15 protein-coding genes are annotated in these 15,229 nt (G+C 31.4%); 4 read left to right on the top strand and 11 right to left on the bottom strand.

Annotated elements, in window-relative coordinates; genetic code table 11:
* Window positions 1–62: 62 nt before the first annotated feature.
* Window positions 63–398 carry a gliding motility protein GldC gene (gene gldC / locus Q0678_RS05795; RefSeq protein WP_299055218.1) on the bottom strand — a complete coding sequence of 112 codons (336 nt, stop codon included), beginning with the start codon at window positions 396–398 and terminating at the stop codon, window positions 63–65.
* Window positions 398–1,363: a gliding motility lipoprotein GldB gene (locus Q0678_RS05790; RefSeq protein ID WP_299055215.1), complete on the bottom strand. Its 966-nt coding sequence runs from the start codon at window positions 1,361–1,363 to the stop codon at window positions 398–400. The genes gldC and Q0678_RS05790 overlap by 1 nt, the downstream gene beginning before the upstream one ends.
* Window positions 1,364–1,416: 53 nt before the next feature.
* Here Q0678_RS05790 and nadE point away from each other — a divergent pair, with 53 nt between their 5' ends.
* Complete coding sequence (nadE, locus tag Q0678_RS05785) at window positions 1,417–2,205, top strand: NAD(+) synthase (RefSeq protein WP_299055212.1); 789 nt, start codon at window positions 1,417–1,419, stop codon at window positions 2,203–2,205.
* 52 nt (window positions 2,206–2,257) lie between these two features.
* Here the strand turns inward: nadE and Q0678_RS05780 are convergent, their stop codons facing one another.
* The 9 genes from Q0678_RS05780 to Q0678_RS05740 form a co-directional block, all read right to left on the bottom strand.
* Window positions 2,258–2,389: a hypothetical protein gene (locus Q0678_RS05780; RefSeq protein ID WP_299055210.1), complete on the bottom strand. Its 132-nt coding sequence runs from the start codon at window positions 2,387–2,389 to the stop codon at window positions 2,258–2,260.
* Window positions 2,390–2,483: 94 nt separating this feature from the next.
* Complete coding sequence (gene dnaG / locus Q0678_RS05775; RefSeq protein WP_299055206.1) at window positions 2,484–4,505, bottom strand: DNA primase; 2,022 nt, start codon at window positions 4,503–4,505, stop codon at window positions 2,484–2,486.
* A gap of 199 nt (window positions 4,506–4,704) precedes the next feature.
* On the bottom strand, window positions 4,705–5,943 hold the full coding sequence (gene clpX / locus Q0678_RS05770; protein ID WP_299055202.1) for an ATP-dependent Clp protease ATP-binding subunit ClpX: 1,239 nt from the start codon (window positions 5,941–5,943) through the stop codon (window positions 4,705–4,707).
* 71 nt (window positions 5,944–6,014) lie between these two features.
* Window positions 6,015–6,677 (bottom strand): ATP-dependent Clp endopeptidase proteolytic subunit ClpP, encoded by a 663-nt coding sequence (clpP, locus tag Q0678_RS05765; RefSeq protein WP_299055200.1) that lies wholly within the window; start codon window positions 6,675–6,677, stop codon window positions 6,015–6,017.
* A gap of 153 nt (window positions 6,678–6,830) precedes the next feature.
* Window positions 6,831–8,153 (bottom strand): trigger factor, encoded by a 1,323-nt coding sequence (tig, locus tag Q0678_RS05760; protein WP_299055197.1) that lies wholly within the window; start codon window positions 8,151–8,153, stop codon window positions 6,831–6,833.
* A gap of 143 nt (window positions 8,154–8,296) precedes the next feature.
* Window positions 8,297–8,644 (bottom strand): phage holin family protein, encoded by a 348-nt coding sequence (locus tag Q0678_RS05755; protein ID WP_299055194.1) that lies wholly within the window; start codon window positions 8,642–8,644, stop codon window positions 8,297–8,299.
* A gap of 189 nt (window positions 8,645–8,833) precedes the next feature.
* On the bottom strand, window positions 8,834–10,642 hold the full coding sequence (locus Q0678_RS05750; RefSeq protein WP_299055191.1) for a lysophospholipid acyltransferase family protein: 1,809 nt from the start codon (window positions 10,640–10,642) through the stop codon (window positions 8,834–8,836).
* A 52-nt stretch (window positions 10,643–10,694) separates the two neighbouring features.
* On the bottom strand, window positions 10,695–11,948 hold the full coding sequence (locus tag Q0678_RS05745) for an aspartate kinase (protein WP_299055187.1): 1,254 nt from the start codon (window positions 11,946–11,948) through the stop codon (window positions 10,695–10,697).
* Between the two features lie 2 nt (window positions 11,949–11,950).
* Window positions 11,951–12,430 (bottom strand): GNAT family N-acetyltransferase, encoded by a 480-nt coding sequence (locus Q0678_RS05740; RefSeq protein WP_299055184.1) that lies wholly within the window; start codon window positions 12,428–12,430, stop codon window positions 11,951–11,953.
* 210 nt (window positions 12,431–12,640) lie between these two features.
* On the opposite strand from Q0678_RS05740, the gene fbp reads away from it, so the two are divergent.
* The 3 genes from fbp to lipB all read left to right on the top strand — a co-directional run bounded on the left by fbp (window position 12,641) and on the right by lipB (window position 15,198).
* A complete protein-coding gene (gene fbp / locus Q0678_RS05735; RefSeq protein WP_299055181.1) occupies window positions 12,641–13,651 on the top strand; it encodes a class 1 fructose-bisphosphatase in 1,011 nt (336 codons plus the stop codon).
* 109 nt (window positions 13,652–13,760) lie between these two features.
* A complete protein-coding gene (locus Q0678_RS05730; protein ID WP_299055178.1) occupies window positions 13,761–14,369 on the top strand; it encodes a superoxide dismutase in 609 nt (202 codons plus the stop codon).
* Between the two features lie 127 nt (window positions 14,370–14,496).
* A complete protein-coding gene (gene lipB / locus Q0678_RS05725; RefSeq protein WP_299055176.1) occupies window positions 14,497–15,198 on the top strand; it encodes a lipoyl(octanoyl) transferase LipB in 702 nt (233 codons plus the stop codon).
* Window positions 15,199–15,229 lie beyond the last annotated feature (31 nt).

Genomic DNA, 15,229 nt, shown 5'->3' with positions numbered 1-15,229 from the left:
ATCTAAATGATCGTCTTTTTTTTGCTTTAATAGTACTAAAAATTCTTTAGAAAAAATAAAAGTTACTTTTTTAACTTAAGGTTCTCTGCAAAGTAGTCACAGAAATCTCTCATTGTAGCACTCATTTTTAAATCATCTGTGGCACGTTCAAAAGAATCTGCCATAGACACTAGTGTTTGATGATAAAACTGTTTCATTTCATCTATAGGCATGTCTTTTGTCCATAAATCCATACGCAAAGTGTCTTTTTTCTTATGATCCCAAACAGATAGCATGATAGCTTTAGAAGCTTCATCATTTACACCTCCATCTGCTGCAGTCCAAGAAATTTCTTCTGGCACTTTATTTTCATCTAAACTAATTTCGAAATTTATTTTTGATGTATGTTTTATCGACATTATTTTTTTGGCTTATATTTAGAGTGATTATATATGTATTCTGACTCTAAAGTTAATAACTTTTGCAAAGATACATCATTATTTTGCATAAACGAAGTCACTATTTGAAGTCCAATCCAAGCACCTACTCTACCCGGAGAACTGATATCATTTTGTAAATAAAATTTAGAAAAAGGCCCTTGGTCTAAAAACCTTTTATCCAATTTTGAATCAGTACTAAATAAGATGTTTTTTTCAATAAAATACTTCCAAACATCAATTTCATTCTCTAATAACCAATCATATTTATCTTTAGAACAACCCATTTTATATTCATTAGAAACTTTCGGTAAATACGAATCTAACAAATACATTTTTTTACCTTCATAAATCATTTTACTTATAAAAGTTCTGTTTAACTTTTTTAAAACCTGCTTATCTATGATAGAGTTTGCAGCTTCAACTATAACATTCTCTTTCTTATTATTTTGTTTGATATAATCAGGATAATCACTATAAAATGGATGCTCTTTTCCTAAAAAAACATCTAGAGAAACAAGTAATAAACTGTCTGCATATATAACCCGACTGCTGTAATCAATATTGGAAAGCATGGTAACAATATTTGGCGATTTAAATCTTGGATTATAATATTTTATGTGTTTAAAAAGATCTGTAAATAAAGCTTCTAAATCATCTATTTCTTTATATATTTTTTGAGTTTCATCATATAAAACCTGCTCATCAACATCATTTATTTTAAGTAAAGCAATACTATCTGTAAATTCCGAAGGAAATAGATAAGGGTAATTCTTTTTCAACTTAGGCAAACTGTCTTTTGTTGCGGTATAAAAATCAACATCAAACCGATATAAAGAAAATGAAACCGCTACATCTGAAACATTAATTTTTTCTGCTTCGGTAGATTGGCATGAACAAAACCCCAATAAAACACAAAAAACTACTATAAAAAATCTAATAAACATTGTATCTTGCTATTTGTAATAAGAAACGATAAAAATACTAAAATAGTTTATCAATGAAGACAGAAAAAGTAGCAGAACATATTATTGAATGGTTAAAAGAATATGCTAACAATGCACATATAAAGGGTTTTGTTGTAGGAGTTTCTGGCGGAATAGATTCTGCTGTAACGGCATCACTTTGTGCAAAAACAGGCTTATCTACTTTATGTGTAGAAATGCCAATTCATCAAGCAGAAAATCAAGTAAAAAGAGGGAGAGAATTAATTGATGCTCTTAAAAATAAATACAAAAATGTAAATGCTACTAGTGTAGATTTAACTGCTACATTTGAGAGTTTTAAAACTACTGTTCCTACTTCAGATAATACTTCAAAAGTAAATTTATCTTTAGCCAACACAAGAGCAAGACTGAGAATGACTAGCTTATATTATTTAGCAGGTTTGCATGGGTATTTAGTTGTTGGCACAGGTAATAAAGTTGAAGATTTTGGTGTTGGGTTTTACACAAAATACGGTGATGGCGGTGTAGATTTAAGTCCGATTGCAGACTTAATGAAATCTGAAGTATACCAACTAGCGTCATTTTTAGAAGTCCCAGAAAGCATCCAAAAAGCTGTTCCAACAGATGGGTTGTTTGGTGATAGCAGAACTGATGAAGATCAATTAGGTGCTTCTTATGACGAATTAGAATGGGCTATGAAAATGCAAGATTCAAATAAAAATGAAGAAGATTTTATTGGTAGAGAATTAGAGGTTTTTAAGATATATAGTAGATTAAACACCATAAACCAACACAAAATGGTACCAATCCCTATTTGTATTATTCCAAACAAAATAAAATAAAAAAATACCTTTATAGAAATATAAAGGCATTTTGTATTTTACAATAATTTAATTACAGCATATTAACTGCAATCATCTTCTTTTTAATTCTAAGATAAGCTTTCTTTTTAGAGCCTTTAGAAATCTCGAAAGGCAATAAAATAAACAGTTGAATAATTTTTAAAATTTGGAGGGACTTTTTCATATTTTTTCTTTTTTAGCATTTGCAATTTACAAAAAAATACTAAAACACCTAATTTATAGTTCTAAGAAAAACACCCTATTACTATGGGGAAAAACTATACTACCCTATTTAACTTTTCAAAAAGCCTCATTTTAAGACTTGTATAATTTTTTATAACCTCTAAATCTAAAGATAATTCTTTGCTTTTTTGGGCCTCTTGCATAAGCTCTTCAATTTTTTCGCCAATTAAAACCCGTCTTAAATTATAAACTACATCATTTACGTCTTTAGCTAAAACCTCTAATGCAGATTTAACCTCAATATTTTGACCTTCCCAATTACTTAATTGTCTATTTGGATTCTCTTTTTCCATTAAAATAGAAGTAACTACAGTAGCTATATTGTTGTTTTTATGGTTGATTAAACCATCTATATCTAATTTTTGAAGTTGATTGAGTTGATGTATAATTTCTGTGTAAATTTCTTGAAAAGTTGTATTAGAAAAAATAATTTCATCTTCATGCAGATGAACATAAATTTCTGCAGAAACAGTATTTACATACTTTCTAAGAGAAATCTCTTCTCGCCCTTCATCATCAACTTGCAATAATTCTTCTACAAATTCTACCTGCTCATTGCCATATAAGAGTAAAATTTTAATGATCTCATTTTCTAAAATAGAAAGCTGATCTATTTTTTGTATTGCTGTTTGACCACCTTTTACCAAGCCCATTTGCGCTTGTTCTTGCTGCATAAAATATTCGGGAGGCGGTTGATTAGGGTCTTCTGTTGATGGTTGATTTTTTTTAGCTGGTGTTTTACTTTTTTCTTGCAATTCTTTCTTTAACAACTGGGCTAGTTCGCTAAATAAAACACGTTCAGAAATATCCATAATTCTAGAACATTCTTGCACATAAACCTCTCTTTGTATACCATCTGGTATTTTAGAAATACTGGTAACAATATCTCTAATCACTCCTGCTTTTTTAATAGGATCATTGTTAGAATCCTTTAATAAAAGAGAAACTTTAAAGTTGATAAAATCTTGGGCAGCATCATCTAAATAGGCCTTTAACTCTGCCTCTGAGTGTGATTTAGCAAAACTATCCGGGTCTTCTCCGTCAGGAAATTGAACTACCTTAACGTTCATTCCTTGTTCTAAAATTAAATCGATACCACGAATAGAAGCTCTAACACCTGCTGCATCTCCATCAAAAAGAACCGTGATATTTTTAGTAAGCCTATTAACCAATCGAATCTGATCTGAAGTTAATGCTGTACCAGAAGAGGCAACTACATTTTCTACCCCAGACTGATTGAAAGAAATTACATCTGTATACCCTTCTACAAGATAACAATTATCTTGTTTTGCGATCTCTTTTTTGGCTTGATAAATACCGTATAAAATTTTACTCTTATGGTAAATATCACTTTCAGGAGAATTTAAATACTTCGCTGCTTTTTTATCTGCTGTTAATATTCTTCCTCCAAAACCTAAAATTCTGCCAGACATCGAGTGTATAGGAAACATAACTCGGCCTTTAAAACGATCGAATTGTTTATTTTCTTTTACAATTGTTAACCCTGTTGAGGCTAAATATTTTAAATCGTAGCCTTTTGCTAAAGCGGCATTCGTAAAATTATCCCACTCATCAATACAATAACCTAACTCGAACTTTTTAATAATTTCGTCTGTAAAACCACGTTCTTTAAAATAAGACAACCCGATGGCTTTCCCTTTATTGGTGTTTAGCATAAGATTGTGAAAATAATCTTTGGCAAAATTTGATACCAAAAACATACTTTCTCGCTCATTCATCTGTGCTTTTTCTTCAGATGATTGCTCTGTTTCTTCTATTTCTATATTGTACTTTTTTGCTAACCATCTTAGCGCTTCCGGATATGAATAGTGCTCATGTTCCATTAAAAATGATACCGAATTACCACCCTTTCCGGTAGAGAAATCTTTCCAGATTTGTTTTACTGGTGATACCATAAATGAAGGTGATTTTTCGTCTGTAAACGGACTTAACCCCTTAAAGTTACTACCTGCTTTTTTAAGCTGAACAAACTCACCAATAACCTCTTCTACTCTTGCAGATTCGAAAATACGGTCTATGGAACTTCTTGATATCATTTTTTTTTAAATAGGAATTACAAATATAGTAAGAAGTTCTTTCAATAAAAATAAAGACCTCACAGGTTTTAAAAAACTGTGAGGTCTAGAAAGTATTTTTAAAAAAACTTACTTTTAGCAAGCAATACACGTTAAGGATTAACGTCATTAGACTTTGCATAAAAAAGTCTAAAGCCCGAACTAAAAGGAACGCAAAAAACTATGACGCTGCTTTTAATTTCTTTAAAGCTGTTTTAGTTAACTTTTCTTCAGCATATTTTTTGGTTATTATTAGCTCTTTTAAATCAGAACTTGGCAATTCAAACATAGCATCTGTAAATATAGCTTCACATAAAGAGCGTAATCCTCTTGCCCCTAATTTATATTCTACCGCTTTACCAACTATAAAATTTAATGCAGCTTCTTTAATTGTAAAAGTTACATCATCCATTTTAAACAACTTTGTATACTGTTTTATAATAGAGTTTTTAGGCTCTGTTAAAATAGCTCGCAAAGTCTTAGCATCTAAAGGATTCATATAACTTAAAACTGGTAAACGACCAATTATTTCAGGTATTAAGCCAAAAGATTTTAAATCTAACGGAGTTATATACTGCAGTAAGTTTTGTTCGTCTATTTTGTCATCATCTAAAGAAGCACCATAACCTACAGCTTGCATATTTAAACGCTTACTTATCATTCTATCGATACCAGAAAAAGCACCGCCTGCAATAAATAAAATATCTTTGGTGTTTACTTCTATAAATTTTTGTTCCGGATGTTTTCTACCTCCTTTAGGGGCAACATTAACTACAGAACCTTCTAGCAATTTTAAAAGCGCTTGCTGCACTCCCTCACCAGAAACATCTCTTGTAATAGATGGGTTGTCTCCTTTTCTTGCAATTTTATCTATTTCATCAATAAAAACAATCCCTCTTTCTGCTTTGTCTACATCGTAATCTGCCGCTTGTAAAAGTCTACTTAAAATACTTTCTACATCTTCACCAACATACCCTGCTTGTGTTAAAACAGTTGCATCTACAATCGAAAAAGGCACATTTAACATTTTAGCAATTGTTTTTGCTACCAATGTTTTACCAGTTCCTGTTTCTCCTACTAAGACAATATTCGACTTTTCTATTTCTACATCATCAGTAGCGTCTTTTTCTTGTAATAAACGCTTGTAATGATTGTATACAGCAACGGCCATTGCTCTTTTAGTTTCATCTTGACCAATGATATATTCGTCTAAAAAACCCTTGATTTCTTTGGGCTTCTTTAACATTAAATCTTTAGAAATACCTGTTGTTTTTGCTTCAGAAACCTCTTCTTCTACAATACCGTGCGCTTGCTCTATACATTTATCACAAATATGGGCATCCATACCAGCAATAAGCAAGTCTGTTTCTGCTTTTTTTCGTCCGCAAAACGAACATTCTAAATTCTCTTCTTTTGACATTAAATTTGGTTTTTGGTTGCTAGTTTGTGGTTATTGGCAGAAACCAACACCTAAAAACCAACAACTATCAACTATTGCTTTCTTGCTAAAACTTCATCAATCATACCGTAAGCTTTTGCTTCATCGGCTTTCATCCAATAATCTCTATCAGAATCTTTATGAACTTTTTCTACAGTTTGCCCAGAATGATTTGCAATAATAGCATACAACTCATCTTTTAACTTTAAAATTTCTCTAGTTGTAATTTCTATATCAGATGCTTGTCCTTGTGCACCTCCTAAAGGTTGATGAATCATAATTCTAGAGTGTGGCAATGCAGATCTTTTACCTTCGGCACCTGCACACATAAGCACAGCGCCCATAGAAGCTGCCATACCTGTACAAATTGTTGCCACATCTGGCTTTATAAACTGCATGGTATCATAAATACCTAAACCTGCATATACGCCACCACCTGGCGAATTAATATAAATTGAGATGTCTTTATTTGCATCTACACTTTCTAAAAACAATAGTTGTGCCTGAATAACATTGGCTACTTGATCGTTTATCCCTGTTCCTAAAAAGATAATTCTATCCATCATTAAACGAGAAAAAACATCCATTTGAGTAATATTCATTTGGCGTTCTTCCATAATATAAGGCGTTAAACTACTAGTAATTTTACCTAAATATGTACTGTTAATTCCTTGATGTTTTGTTGCGTATTTTTCGAACTCTTTTCCGTAATCCATTTTCGTGTTGCTGTTTTATGTTTATTACTGTAAATATAAGAACTATTTACTTACTATTTTATGGATATAGTTGCTAAAAAAACCTGAATTGTTAAATTCAGGTTTTGATATGATAAGCTTCTGATTTTAAAAAAAAATCAGCTTAGCAGACTATTATTTATAAACCTCTTTGATAAAATCTTCGTAAGAAAGTTCTTTTGATTTAAAACTCATGTTTTCTTTATAAAAAGTAAGTAATTTCTGACTAATTAATTGAGATTGTAACTTTTGAGCTTCTTCTTGATTCTGTAAAATTCTACCAGCAATATCATCCAATTCTTTTTCTTCTGGATTCATATTACCAAACTGAGCCATTTGCGTGCGAATAAATCCTTTTGCATAGTCTACCAACTCTTTATAGTCTAATTTGATGTCATTATCTTTCATAATCTTTCCTTCGATTAATTGATAACGCAATCCTTTTTCAGACTTTTCAAATTCTGCATTTGCCTCTTCTTCAGTTAACTCTTTTTCACCTGCAGTTCTTAGCCATTTTTTTAAGAAACTAGCTGGTAAATCAAACTTTGTGTTTTCTACTAAATGTTCTGTAATTGCATTTAATAGTTGTTGATCTCCTTGCTGGTTAAACTGCTTTTCTGCATCTTCTTTTATTTTTTCTCTTAATTCTGTTACCGAACTAACAGAACCATCTACAAACAATTTATCAAATAATTCTTTGTCTAATTCTGCAGGGGTAGTTTCTGTAATTTCTTCTACTGTAAAAGAAACTGTAATCTCTAAATCTTTAGCAACTTCTGCAGAAATACCTAAAACAGGTTGTAACTTGTTATTGTTTTCAAATAATTTTTTGGTATCTAACTCAATTACATCACCAACTTTTGCTCCAATTACTTTCTTTTCGTTCTTTTTACCTTTTAGATCGTTTACTAAAAAAGAAGATTTTTTATTAATTTCATTCTCTTCATTAATAAAAGTACCGGTTACAGTTGCCTTTTCTGTTACTACTTCTAAAGGGCTAACTTTACCGTATCTGTTTTGAATGTTTTTTACTTCTTCATCCAATAATTCTTTGGTAGCAACAATACTATATTGTGTTACTTTCTTTTTCGACTTAAGATCTACATCAAAAATAGGTGCTAAACCTAATTCGAATTCGAAAGAAAATACAGCTGCATCCCAATCGAAATCTTCTGTCATTCTAGGAATAGGATTTCCTAAAATATCTAATTTTTCTTCTGCTAAAAATTTATTTAAAGACTCTTGTAAAAGCTTGTTTACCTCATCTACCATAATAGATTTACCATATTGCTTTTTAATCATACCCATTGGTACATGCCCTTTTCTAAAACCAGGAACATCTGCCTTTTTACGATAATCTGTTAACAATTTATCTACTTTTTCTTGATAATCATCTGCAACGATATCTACTTTTACAACTGCGTTTAACGCATCTACATTTTGTTTTGTAATCTTCATTTTTGTTCTATTATGCTTTAAAAAATCGAGTGCAAAAATACACTTTTATTTGTTTAGAAACAAGACAATTAGCACCAAGAATATAGACTTTTAAAAAGTACTTTTTTTGCCTTAACACCTGGTTATAAACTTCTTGACTCTTTTTACCTTTTTTCTTCTTTTAATAATGAAAATAATGCCGATCTAAATATTGATAGTAAAATACTAAAAAACAGCGCTGTCCAGAAACCAGCAACTACAAAGCCGTCTACCAAACTGTCTGCTAATAAAATAATACAGGCATTAATTACAAAAATGAATAAGCCAAAAGTTACAATGGTGGCCGGTAGTGTAAAGAAAATTAACAACGGCCTAACAATCATGTTTAAGACAGCAATAACGGCGGCTACAATAACTGCGGCAGCATACCCATTTACAGAAACACCTGGCAATATATTTGCTAAGACAATGACTGCTAATGCGGTTAATAAAATTTTTAATAGTGTTTTCATTTTTAATTCTTTTCTCTAAAGAAAGCGAAAACTGTACCAAGATTAAAAATGGCAATTTTGTCAGTTTTACTATTTAAACTGAATTTAACTACAACTACTTTGCGTTAGGGATTGCAGTGAAAAGCCCACAGGGAGAAACGACCGAGGACTTGTAACGAAAAGCCCGACCCTTTGGGGAACGCCCAAAAATTAATTACTCTTTTGCAGTTCTGTAGCCTTTTTTTCTAACTCTGCCTGAAACTCTTCCATAACAGGTTTTACAGTGCTATCTGGTATGTCTGACACTTTAATATACATTAAACCATCTACTGCATTGTTAAATTTTGGATCTACATTAAAAGCCACTAAACGAGCGTTTTGCTTAACGTATTTTTTTATTAAAACAGGTATTCTTAAAGCGCCTGGTTCTATTTCGTCGATAATTTTATCGAACTTTTGCATGTCTGCCTTGGTGGCATCAAAAACAAAATCTTTATCGCCATCTTTTAACTTTACCTTGTATTCTTTCTTCGGATGAATGTATTGCGCAATGTAAGGATCGTAATAATGAGACTTCATAAACTCGATCATTAATGATTTTGAAAAGTCTGAAAATTGATTGCTAATAGACACGCCACCCATTAGGTATTTATACTCAGGATAACGCAAAGTAACATGTACAATACCTTTCCATAACAGAAATAAAGGCATTGGTTTTTGCTGATACTCTCCGATAATAAATGCACGACCCATTTCTATGGTATTGCTCATCATTTGATGCAACTCTGGCTCGATACGAAACAACGTATGAATGTAAAAACCATCGACACCAAATTGTTTGTAAATTTCTTTTCCTAGACCCATTCTATAGGCGCCTGCCAAACAATTTGCTTCTCTATCCCAAAGTAACAAATGATGGTAATAGCTGTCAAAAGAATCTACATCTATTTCTTTGTTAGTACCCTCACCAACATCTCTAAAGGTAATTTCTCTTAAGCGACCAATTTCATGTAATAAATTAGGTATTTGTTTCGCATTTGCAAAAAATACTTCATAATTTTTACTCTCTAGCAATCTTGCATCACTGGTTCTTAAAGCTGCAATTTCTTTAACAAATAAATTGGTATTTCTTTGTGCTGTAATTTTTTTAACAGGCTTTTTTATTTTAATTGTTTGGGTTGATATTAACTTGTTTGCTTTTTCGAAGGGATTGGCTAACATGTATGTCTTTTTTCTTATGAATTCGTAAAAAGAAGCAATTTCTTCATATTTATCTTGATCGGCAACAGAGATTGGTTTTCCGATTCTTACCTTAATAACTCTGCCTTTTTGAGACATTACTTCCGAAGGTAGTTTGGCGGTTCTTAAGGTATCTGATATTTTTGATAGTATGTAAAATAGCCTACTATTTTTTGCATGAAAGTAAATCGGAATTACAGGCACATTTGCCTTTTTAATAAGCTTAACCGCTCCATCTTCCCAAGGTTTGTCTACTTTTAACTTACCGTCTTTATATGTAGATACTTCTCCTGCAGGAAAGATACCTAAAGGCATGCCTTGTTTTAAATGTAATAAAGCACTTTTTATACCTGCTATACTAGACTTTGCATCCTTTCTGTTTTCGAAAGGATTAACGGGCATAACATATGGTTTTAAAGGAGCTACTTTGTGTAGTAAAAAGTTGGCAATAATTTTATAATCGGCTCTTTTTTCTATTAATAATTTTAATAGTAAAACCCCATCTATACCACCTAAAGGATGATTAGAAACGGTTATAAAAGCACCTTCTTTTGGAATTCTTTTTAAGTCTTCTTCTGGAATTTCGAACTTTATATTACAGTCATCTAAAATTCCGTTTAAAAAATCTAGATCAGACTTTTCTTTATTATTGTTATAAATTCTATTGATGGCAGAGATGCGCAACACCTTGATTAACAACCAACCCATAAAAGTTCCTAAAAAACCAAGTCTCTGTAAACCAATAACTTGCGATATCTCTTTAGAAGTAACTAATGCCATACATTATAATTAATACGAAATGCAAACATACTAAAAAATAAATATTGTACTCTTAATTAGATGCCAAAACTATTTGCATGGTTTCTTTATTTACTTGGGTTAAAAGCGAATTTCCTTTTGCCTCTATACTAGCAACTGCCTGCTCATCAAAATGACGAACAGTAAATAAATCTACCTCTTTTAAAACCTCTATTTTAAAGGTTGTTTTTAACTCTTTATAAAATGCTTCAAAATTATTAAACTTATCATCTATACAAACAGAAAAGCTAATTGCAGAGTTTTGGATTAGGTTTACTTTTAACTGATAATCATGTAGTTTTTTAAAGATAAAACTGATGTTATTTTCTACCATAAAAGAAAAATCTAAAGCAGAAATAGAAATTAAAATCTGGTTCTTTTTAACTATAAAACATGGAATACTAGGCACTAATCTGGTTCCTTTTGAAACTTTTGTACCAGTTTCTTTCGGATTGATAAATGAACGCACCAATAACGGAATTTCTTTTCTCTCTAGCGGTTGTAATGTTTTAGGATGAATTACAGAAGCGCCATAAAATGCCATTTCAATAGCTTCTTCATAAGAAATTTGCTCTAATAAGGTAGTGTCTGAAAACACTCTTGGGTCTGCATTTAAAACCCCCGAAACGTCTTTCCAGATTGTTACACTTTCTGCGTTTAAGCAATAAGCAAAAATACCAGCGGTATAATCTGAACCTTCTCTACCTAAAGTTGTAGTATTTTCTGTATCATTAGCTGCAATAAAACCTTGGGTAATATTTAATTTAGTAGCCTCTACTTTACTAGTAATAAGCTCTTGCGTTAATTGCCAATCTACTTGTGCATCTCTATAGTTACTATCTGTTTTTATATAGTTACGTACATCAAACCAATTATTATTTAAACCTATTTTAGTTAAATAAGCACTTACAATTTTGGTTGAAAAAAGCTCTCCGAAACAGATAATTTGATCATACACATAATTATAACGTTGCGATGTATTTCTTGCTAAAAACCAACTTAACTCGCCCAAAAGAATGTCTATTTCTTTGTAAATAGCATCTTCTTTATCAAACAAATCATGCATAATGTTTTTATGAAAATCATCAATAGCACCTAATTTTTCTGGTAATTCTGATGTTTTATTGTAATACGCCTCTATTACATCTTCAAAAGCATTTGTAATTTTACCCATTGCAGAGATTACAACTAAGGTGCTTTCTGTACCTTCTGATTGTAATATGTTTGCTACATTTTTAATGCTTTTTGCATCTTTTACAGATGCGCCACCAAATTTAAAAATCTTCATTTTTAATTATTTTCAATAAATTTTGTTAAATTTTCTTTATTCATTTGTACAACAGACCAATCGTTTAGGTAGGTTGCTCCTGTACTTTTATAAAAATCAATTGCATTTGTGTTCCAATCAATCACTTCCCAAGCAACTCTGTTATAATTATTGTCTAATGCATATTTTAAAACCGCTGTATACAACGCTTTACCAGCACCAATTTTTTGCTTGCTTTGGGTTACAATTAAATCTTCTAAGTGTATGGTTCTGCCTTTCCAAGTAGAAAATCGTTCATAAAACAACGCAATTCCTATAATGTTAGACGTTTGCTCTGCAACAAAAACTTTAAATTTTGGCGATTCAGAAAAACCATCTCTAACTAAATCTGCAACCGTAATTTCTACCGCATCTGGTTCTTTTTCAAAAACTGCCAATTCGGTAATTAAAGCATGCACAGATTGCATGTCTTCTGGGGTTGCTAATCGTATAGAAAAACTCATTTTATATTTTTTGTTCAAAGATAGTTTTTTTGAAATCGACAAAAAATATTTAACTATTTTACACAGGTATTTTCTATTTGTTTAATTTTTTTGACTAAAAAATATTGTAGAATTCATAAATAAAGGAATGAATTATTATGAAAAAAAAAGCGCTACGAAAACGGTGTAGTACTGTATTTTTTAGCATCTTTGTAAAACAAATACAAAAAAATGCTACCCAAAAAACAAACTTTAGGCGAATTTATTATAGAAAATCAATCTTCTTTTAAATATAGCTCTGGCGAGTTATCTAGCCTTATTAACTCAATTCGTTTGGCTGCAAAAGTGGTAAATCACGAAGTAAATAAAGCAGGTCTTGTAGATATTATTGGTGCTTATGGCGATACAAATATTCAAGGAGAAGATCAGCAAAAACTAGATGTTTATGCAAATGATAAATTTATTCAAACCTTAACCCGAAGAAATATTGTTTGTGGTATTGCAAGTGAAGAAGAAGATAGTTTTATTTCGATAAACAGCATCGATGAAAATCATCAAAACAAATATGTTGTTTTAATAGATCCGTTAGATGGTTCATCTAATATTGATGTAAACGTTTCTGTAGGAACCATTTTTTCTATCTACAGAAGAGTTACTCCTGTGGGAACGCCTGTGCAATTAGAAGATTTTTTACAAAAAGGAAGTGAGCAAGTTGCTGCCGGATATGTTGTTTACGGTACTTCTACAATGTTAGTTTATACTACCGGAGATGGTGTAAATGGTTTTACTTTAAATCCTGCTATTGGTTCTTTTTACCTATCGCACCCTAATATGAGTTTCCCCGAAGATGGAAATATATACTCTGTAAACGAAGGCAATTATTTTGATTTTCCTTTGGGAGTAAAAAAATACATAAAATACTGTCAGGAAGAAGAAGGCGACAGACCTTATACCAGTAGATATATTGGTTCTTTAGTGTCTGATTTTCATAGAAACATGATAAAAGGAGGCATTTATTTGTACCCAAAAGGATCTAGAAATCCTAACGGTAAACTTCGTTTATTATACGAATGCAATCCGATGGCTTTTTTAGCTGAACAAGCAAATGGTAAATCTTCTGATGGTTATACCAGAACTTTAGATGTTGTTCCTACCGAGCTACACCAAAGAGTACCGTTTATCTGCGGAAGTAAAAACATGGTAGACCAATTAGAAAAATTTATGGAAAAGTACGGCGAATAAGTCTTCTTTATACCATTATCAATTTTCACACCTAAAACCACTTGTAAAACAACTGTATAATTGTTAATTTTACAACTCGAAACATAATATTAATTTTAAAACATAAAAAATGGCTTTTAAATTACCAGAATTAGGATATGCTTATGATGCTCTAGAACCAAATATAGATGCAAGAACTATGGAAATTCACCATACAAAACATCATAATGGATACACTTCAAAATTAAATGCTGCAATTGCAGGTACAGACTTAGAAAATAAATCGATAGAAGATATTCTTACAAATTTAGACATGAGTAATGGTGCCGTTAGAAATAATGGTGGTGGTTTTTACAATCATTCTTTATTCTGGACAGTGATGAACCCGAATGATCGTGGGTATTTATCTGGCGATTTAAAAGATGCTATAGAAGCTGCATTTGGCTCAAAAGAGGCTTTTATTGAAGCTTTTTCTAACGCTGCTGCAACTCAGTTTGGATCTGGTTGGGCTTGGCTATGTGTTTTACCAGGTGGTAAAGTAGAAATTTGCGCAACACCAAACCAAGACAATCCTTTAATGCCAGGTGTTTCTTGTACAGGAACTCCGATTTTAGGATTAGATGTATGGGAACATGCATATTACCTTAACTACCAAAACAGAAGACCAGATTATATTGATGCGTTTTTTAACATAGTAAACTGGAACGAAGTTGAAAAGCGTTATGCAGCTGCAAAATAATATTCAATTTTAATTGATTTACAAAAGAGAACATTCTATTTAGAATGTTCTCTTTTTAATTTAAAGCAATAAATGGCTTTTCTAAACCCTAAATTATTTTTCAAATAAGTACCTTTGTTTACGTATTATGAATAAGAAAATTTTACTAAAAGACTTATCGGTTAAAGACTATAAAGAAACCTGGGAATTTCAGACGGAATTGTTACAAAGTATTGTTGATACCAAAATTAGCAATCGTAAAAATAATACCGATCATAAAACCGACAACCACTTTCTTTTTGTAGAACACCCGCATGTGTATACTTTGGGTAAAAGTGGCGATGTAAGCAATTTACTATTAAATGAAAAACAGCTTGAAGAAAAAGGTGCTACTTTTTATAAAATAAATAGAGGCGGCGATATTACTTATCATGGTCCTGGACAAATTGTTGGCTATCCAATTTTAGATTTAGAAAATTTTTTTACAGACATTCACAAATACCTCCGTTTCTTAGAAGAGGCTATTATTTTAACCATTGCAGAATATGGTTTAAAAGGCGAAAGAAGCAAAGGCGAAACAGGTGTTTGGCTAGATCCAGAGACCCCTTTTGCACGTAAAATTTGTGCAATGGGCATTCGTTCTTCTCGCTGGGTAACCATGCATGGTTTTGCATTAAACACCAATGTTAACTTAGGTTATTTTGACCATATTATACCTTGCGGAATTAAAGGAAAAGCGGTTACTTCTATGCAAGCAGAGTTAGGCTATGAACTAGATTTAGAAGAAGTAAAGGCAAAAATATTAAAGCACTTTAAAGCATTATTTGAGGTTAATGAATTTATTAACTAAAGTAAAAAATTAGATCTTTTATAAACGATAG

The sequence above is a fragment of the uncultured Polaribacter sp. genome (assembly GCF_947497125.1).
Taxonomy (GTDB): Bacteria; Bacteroidota; Bacteroidia; order Flavobacteriales; family Flavobacteriaceae; genus Polaribacter.
Note: the sequence above shows the minus strand (reverse complement) of the source record. Positions and strands in the feature narration are given on the sequence as shown.

Coding starts and splice junctions, on each gene's coding strand:
- nadE (WP_299055212.1), top strand. CDS start 1,417: ATGAAGACAGAAAAAGTAGCAGAACATATTATTGAATGGTTAAAAGAA.
- tig (WP_299055197.1), bottom strand. CDS start 8,153: ATGAAGATTACAAAACAAAATGTAGATGCGTTAAACGCAGTTGTAAAA.
- dnaG (WP_299055206.1), bottom strand. CDS start 4,505: ATGATATCAAGAAGTTCCATAGACCGTATTTTCGAATCTGCAAGAGTA.
- Q0678_RS05740 (WP_299055184.1), bottom strand. CDS start 12,430: ATGAGTTTTTCTATACGATTAGCAACCCCAGAAGACATGCAATCTGTG.
- Q0678_RS05750 (WP_299055191.1), bottom strand. CDS start 10,642: ATGGCATTAGTTACTTCTAAAGAGATATCGCAAGTTATTGGTTTACAG.
- lipB (WP_299055176.1), top strand. CDS start 14,497: ATGAATAAGAAAATTTTACTAAAAGACTTATCGGTTAAAGACTATAAA.
- fbp (WP_299055181.1), top strand. CDS start 12,641: ATGCTACCCAAAAAACAAACTTTAGGCGAATTTATTATAGAAAATCAA.
- Q0678_RS05745 (WP_299055187.1), bottom strand. CDS start 11,948: ATGAAGATTTTTAAATTTGGTGGCGCATCTGTAAAAGATGCAAAAAGC.
- clpP (WP_299055200.1), bottom strand. CDS start 6,677: ATGGATTACGGAAAAGAGTTCGAAAAATACGCAACAAAACATCAAGGA.
- gldC (WP_299055218.1), bottom strand. CDS start 398: ATGTCGATAAAACATACATCAAAAATAAATTTCGAAATTAGTTTAGAT.
- Q0678_RS05780 (WP_299055210.1), bottom strand. CDS start 2,389: ATGAAAAAGTCCCTCCAAATTTTAAAAATTATTCAACTGTTTATTTTA.
- Q0678_RS05790 (WP_299055215.1), bottom strand. CDS start 1,363: ATGTTTATTAGATTTTTTATAGTAGTTTTTTGTGTTTTATTGGGGTTT.
- Q0678_RS05755 (WP_299055194.1), bottom strand. CDS start 8,644: ATGAAAACACTATTAAAAATTTTATTAACCGCATTAGCAGTCATTGTC.
- Q0678_RS05730 (WP_299055178.1), top strand. CDS start 13,761: ATGGCTTTTAAATTACCAGAATTAGGATATGCTTATGATGCTCTAGAA.
- clpX (WP_299055202.1), bottom strand. CDS start 5,943: ATGTCAAAAGAAGAGAATTTAGAATGTTCGTTTTGCGGACGAAAAAAA.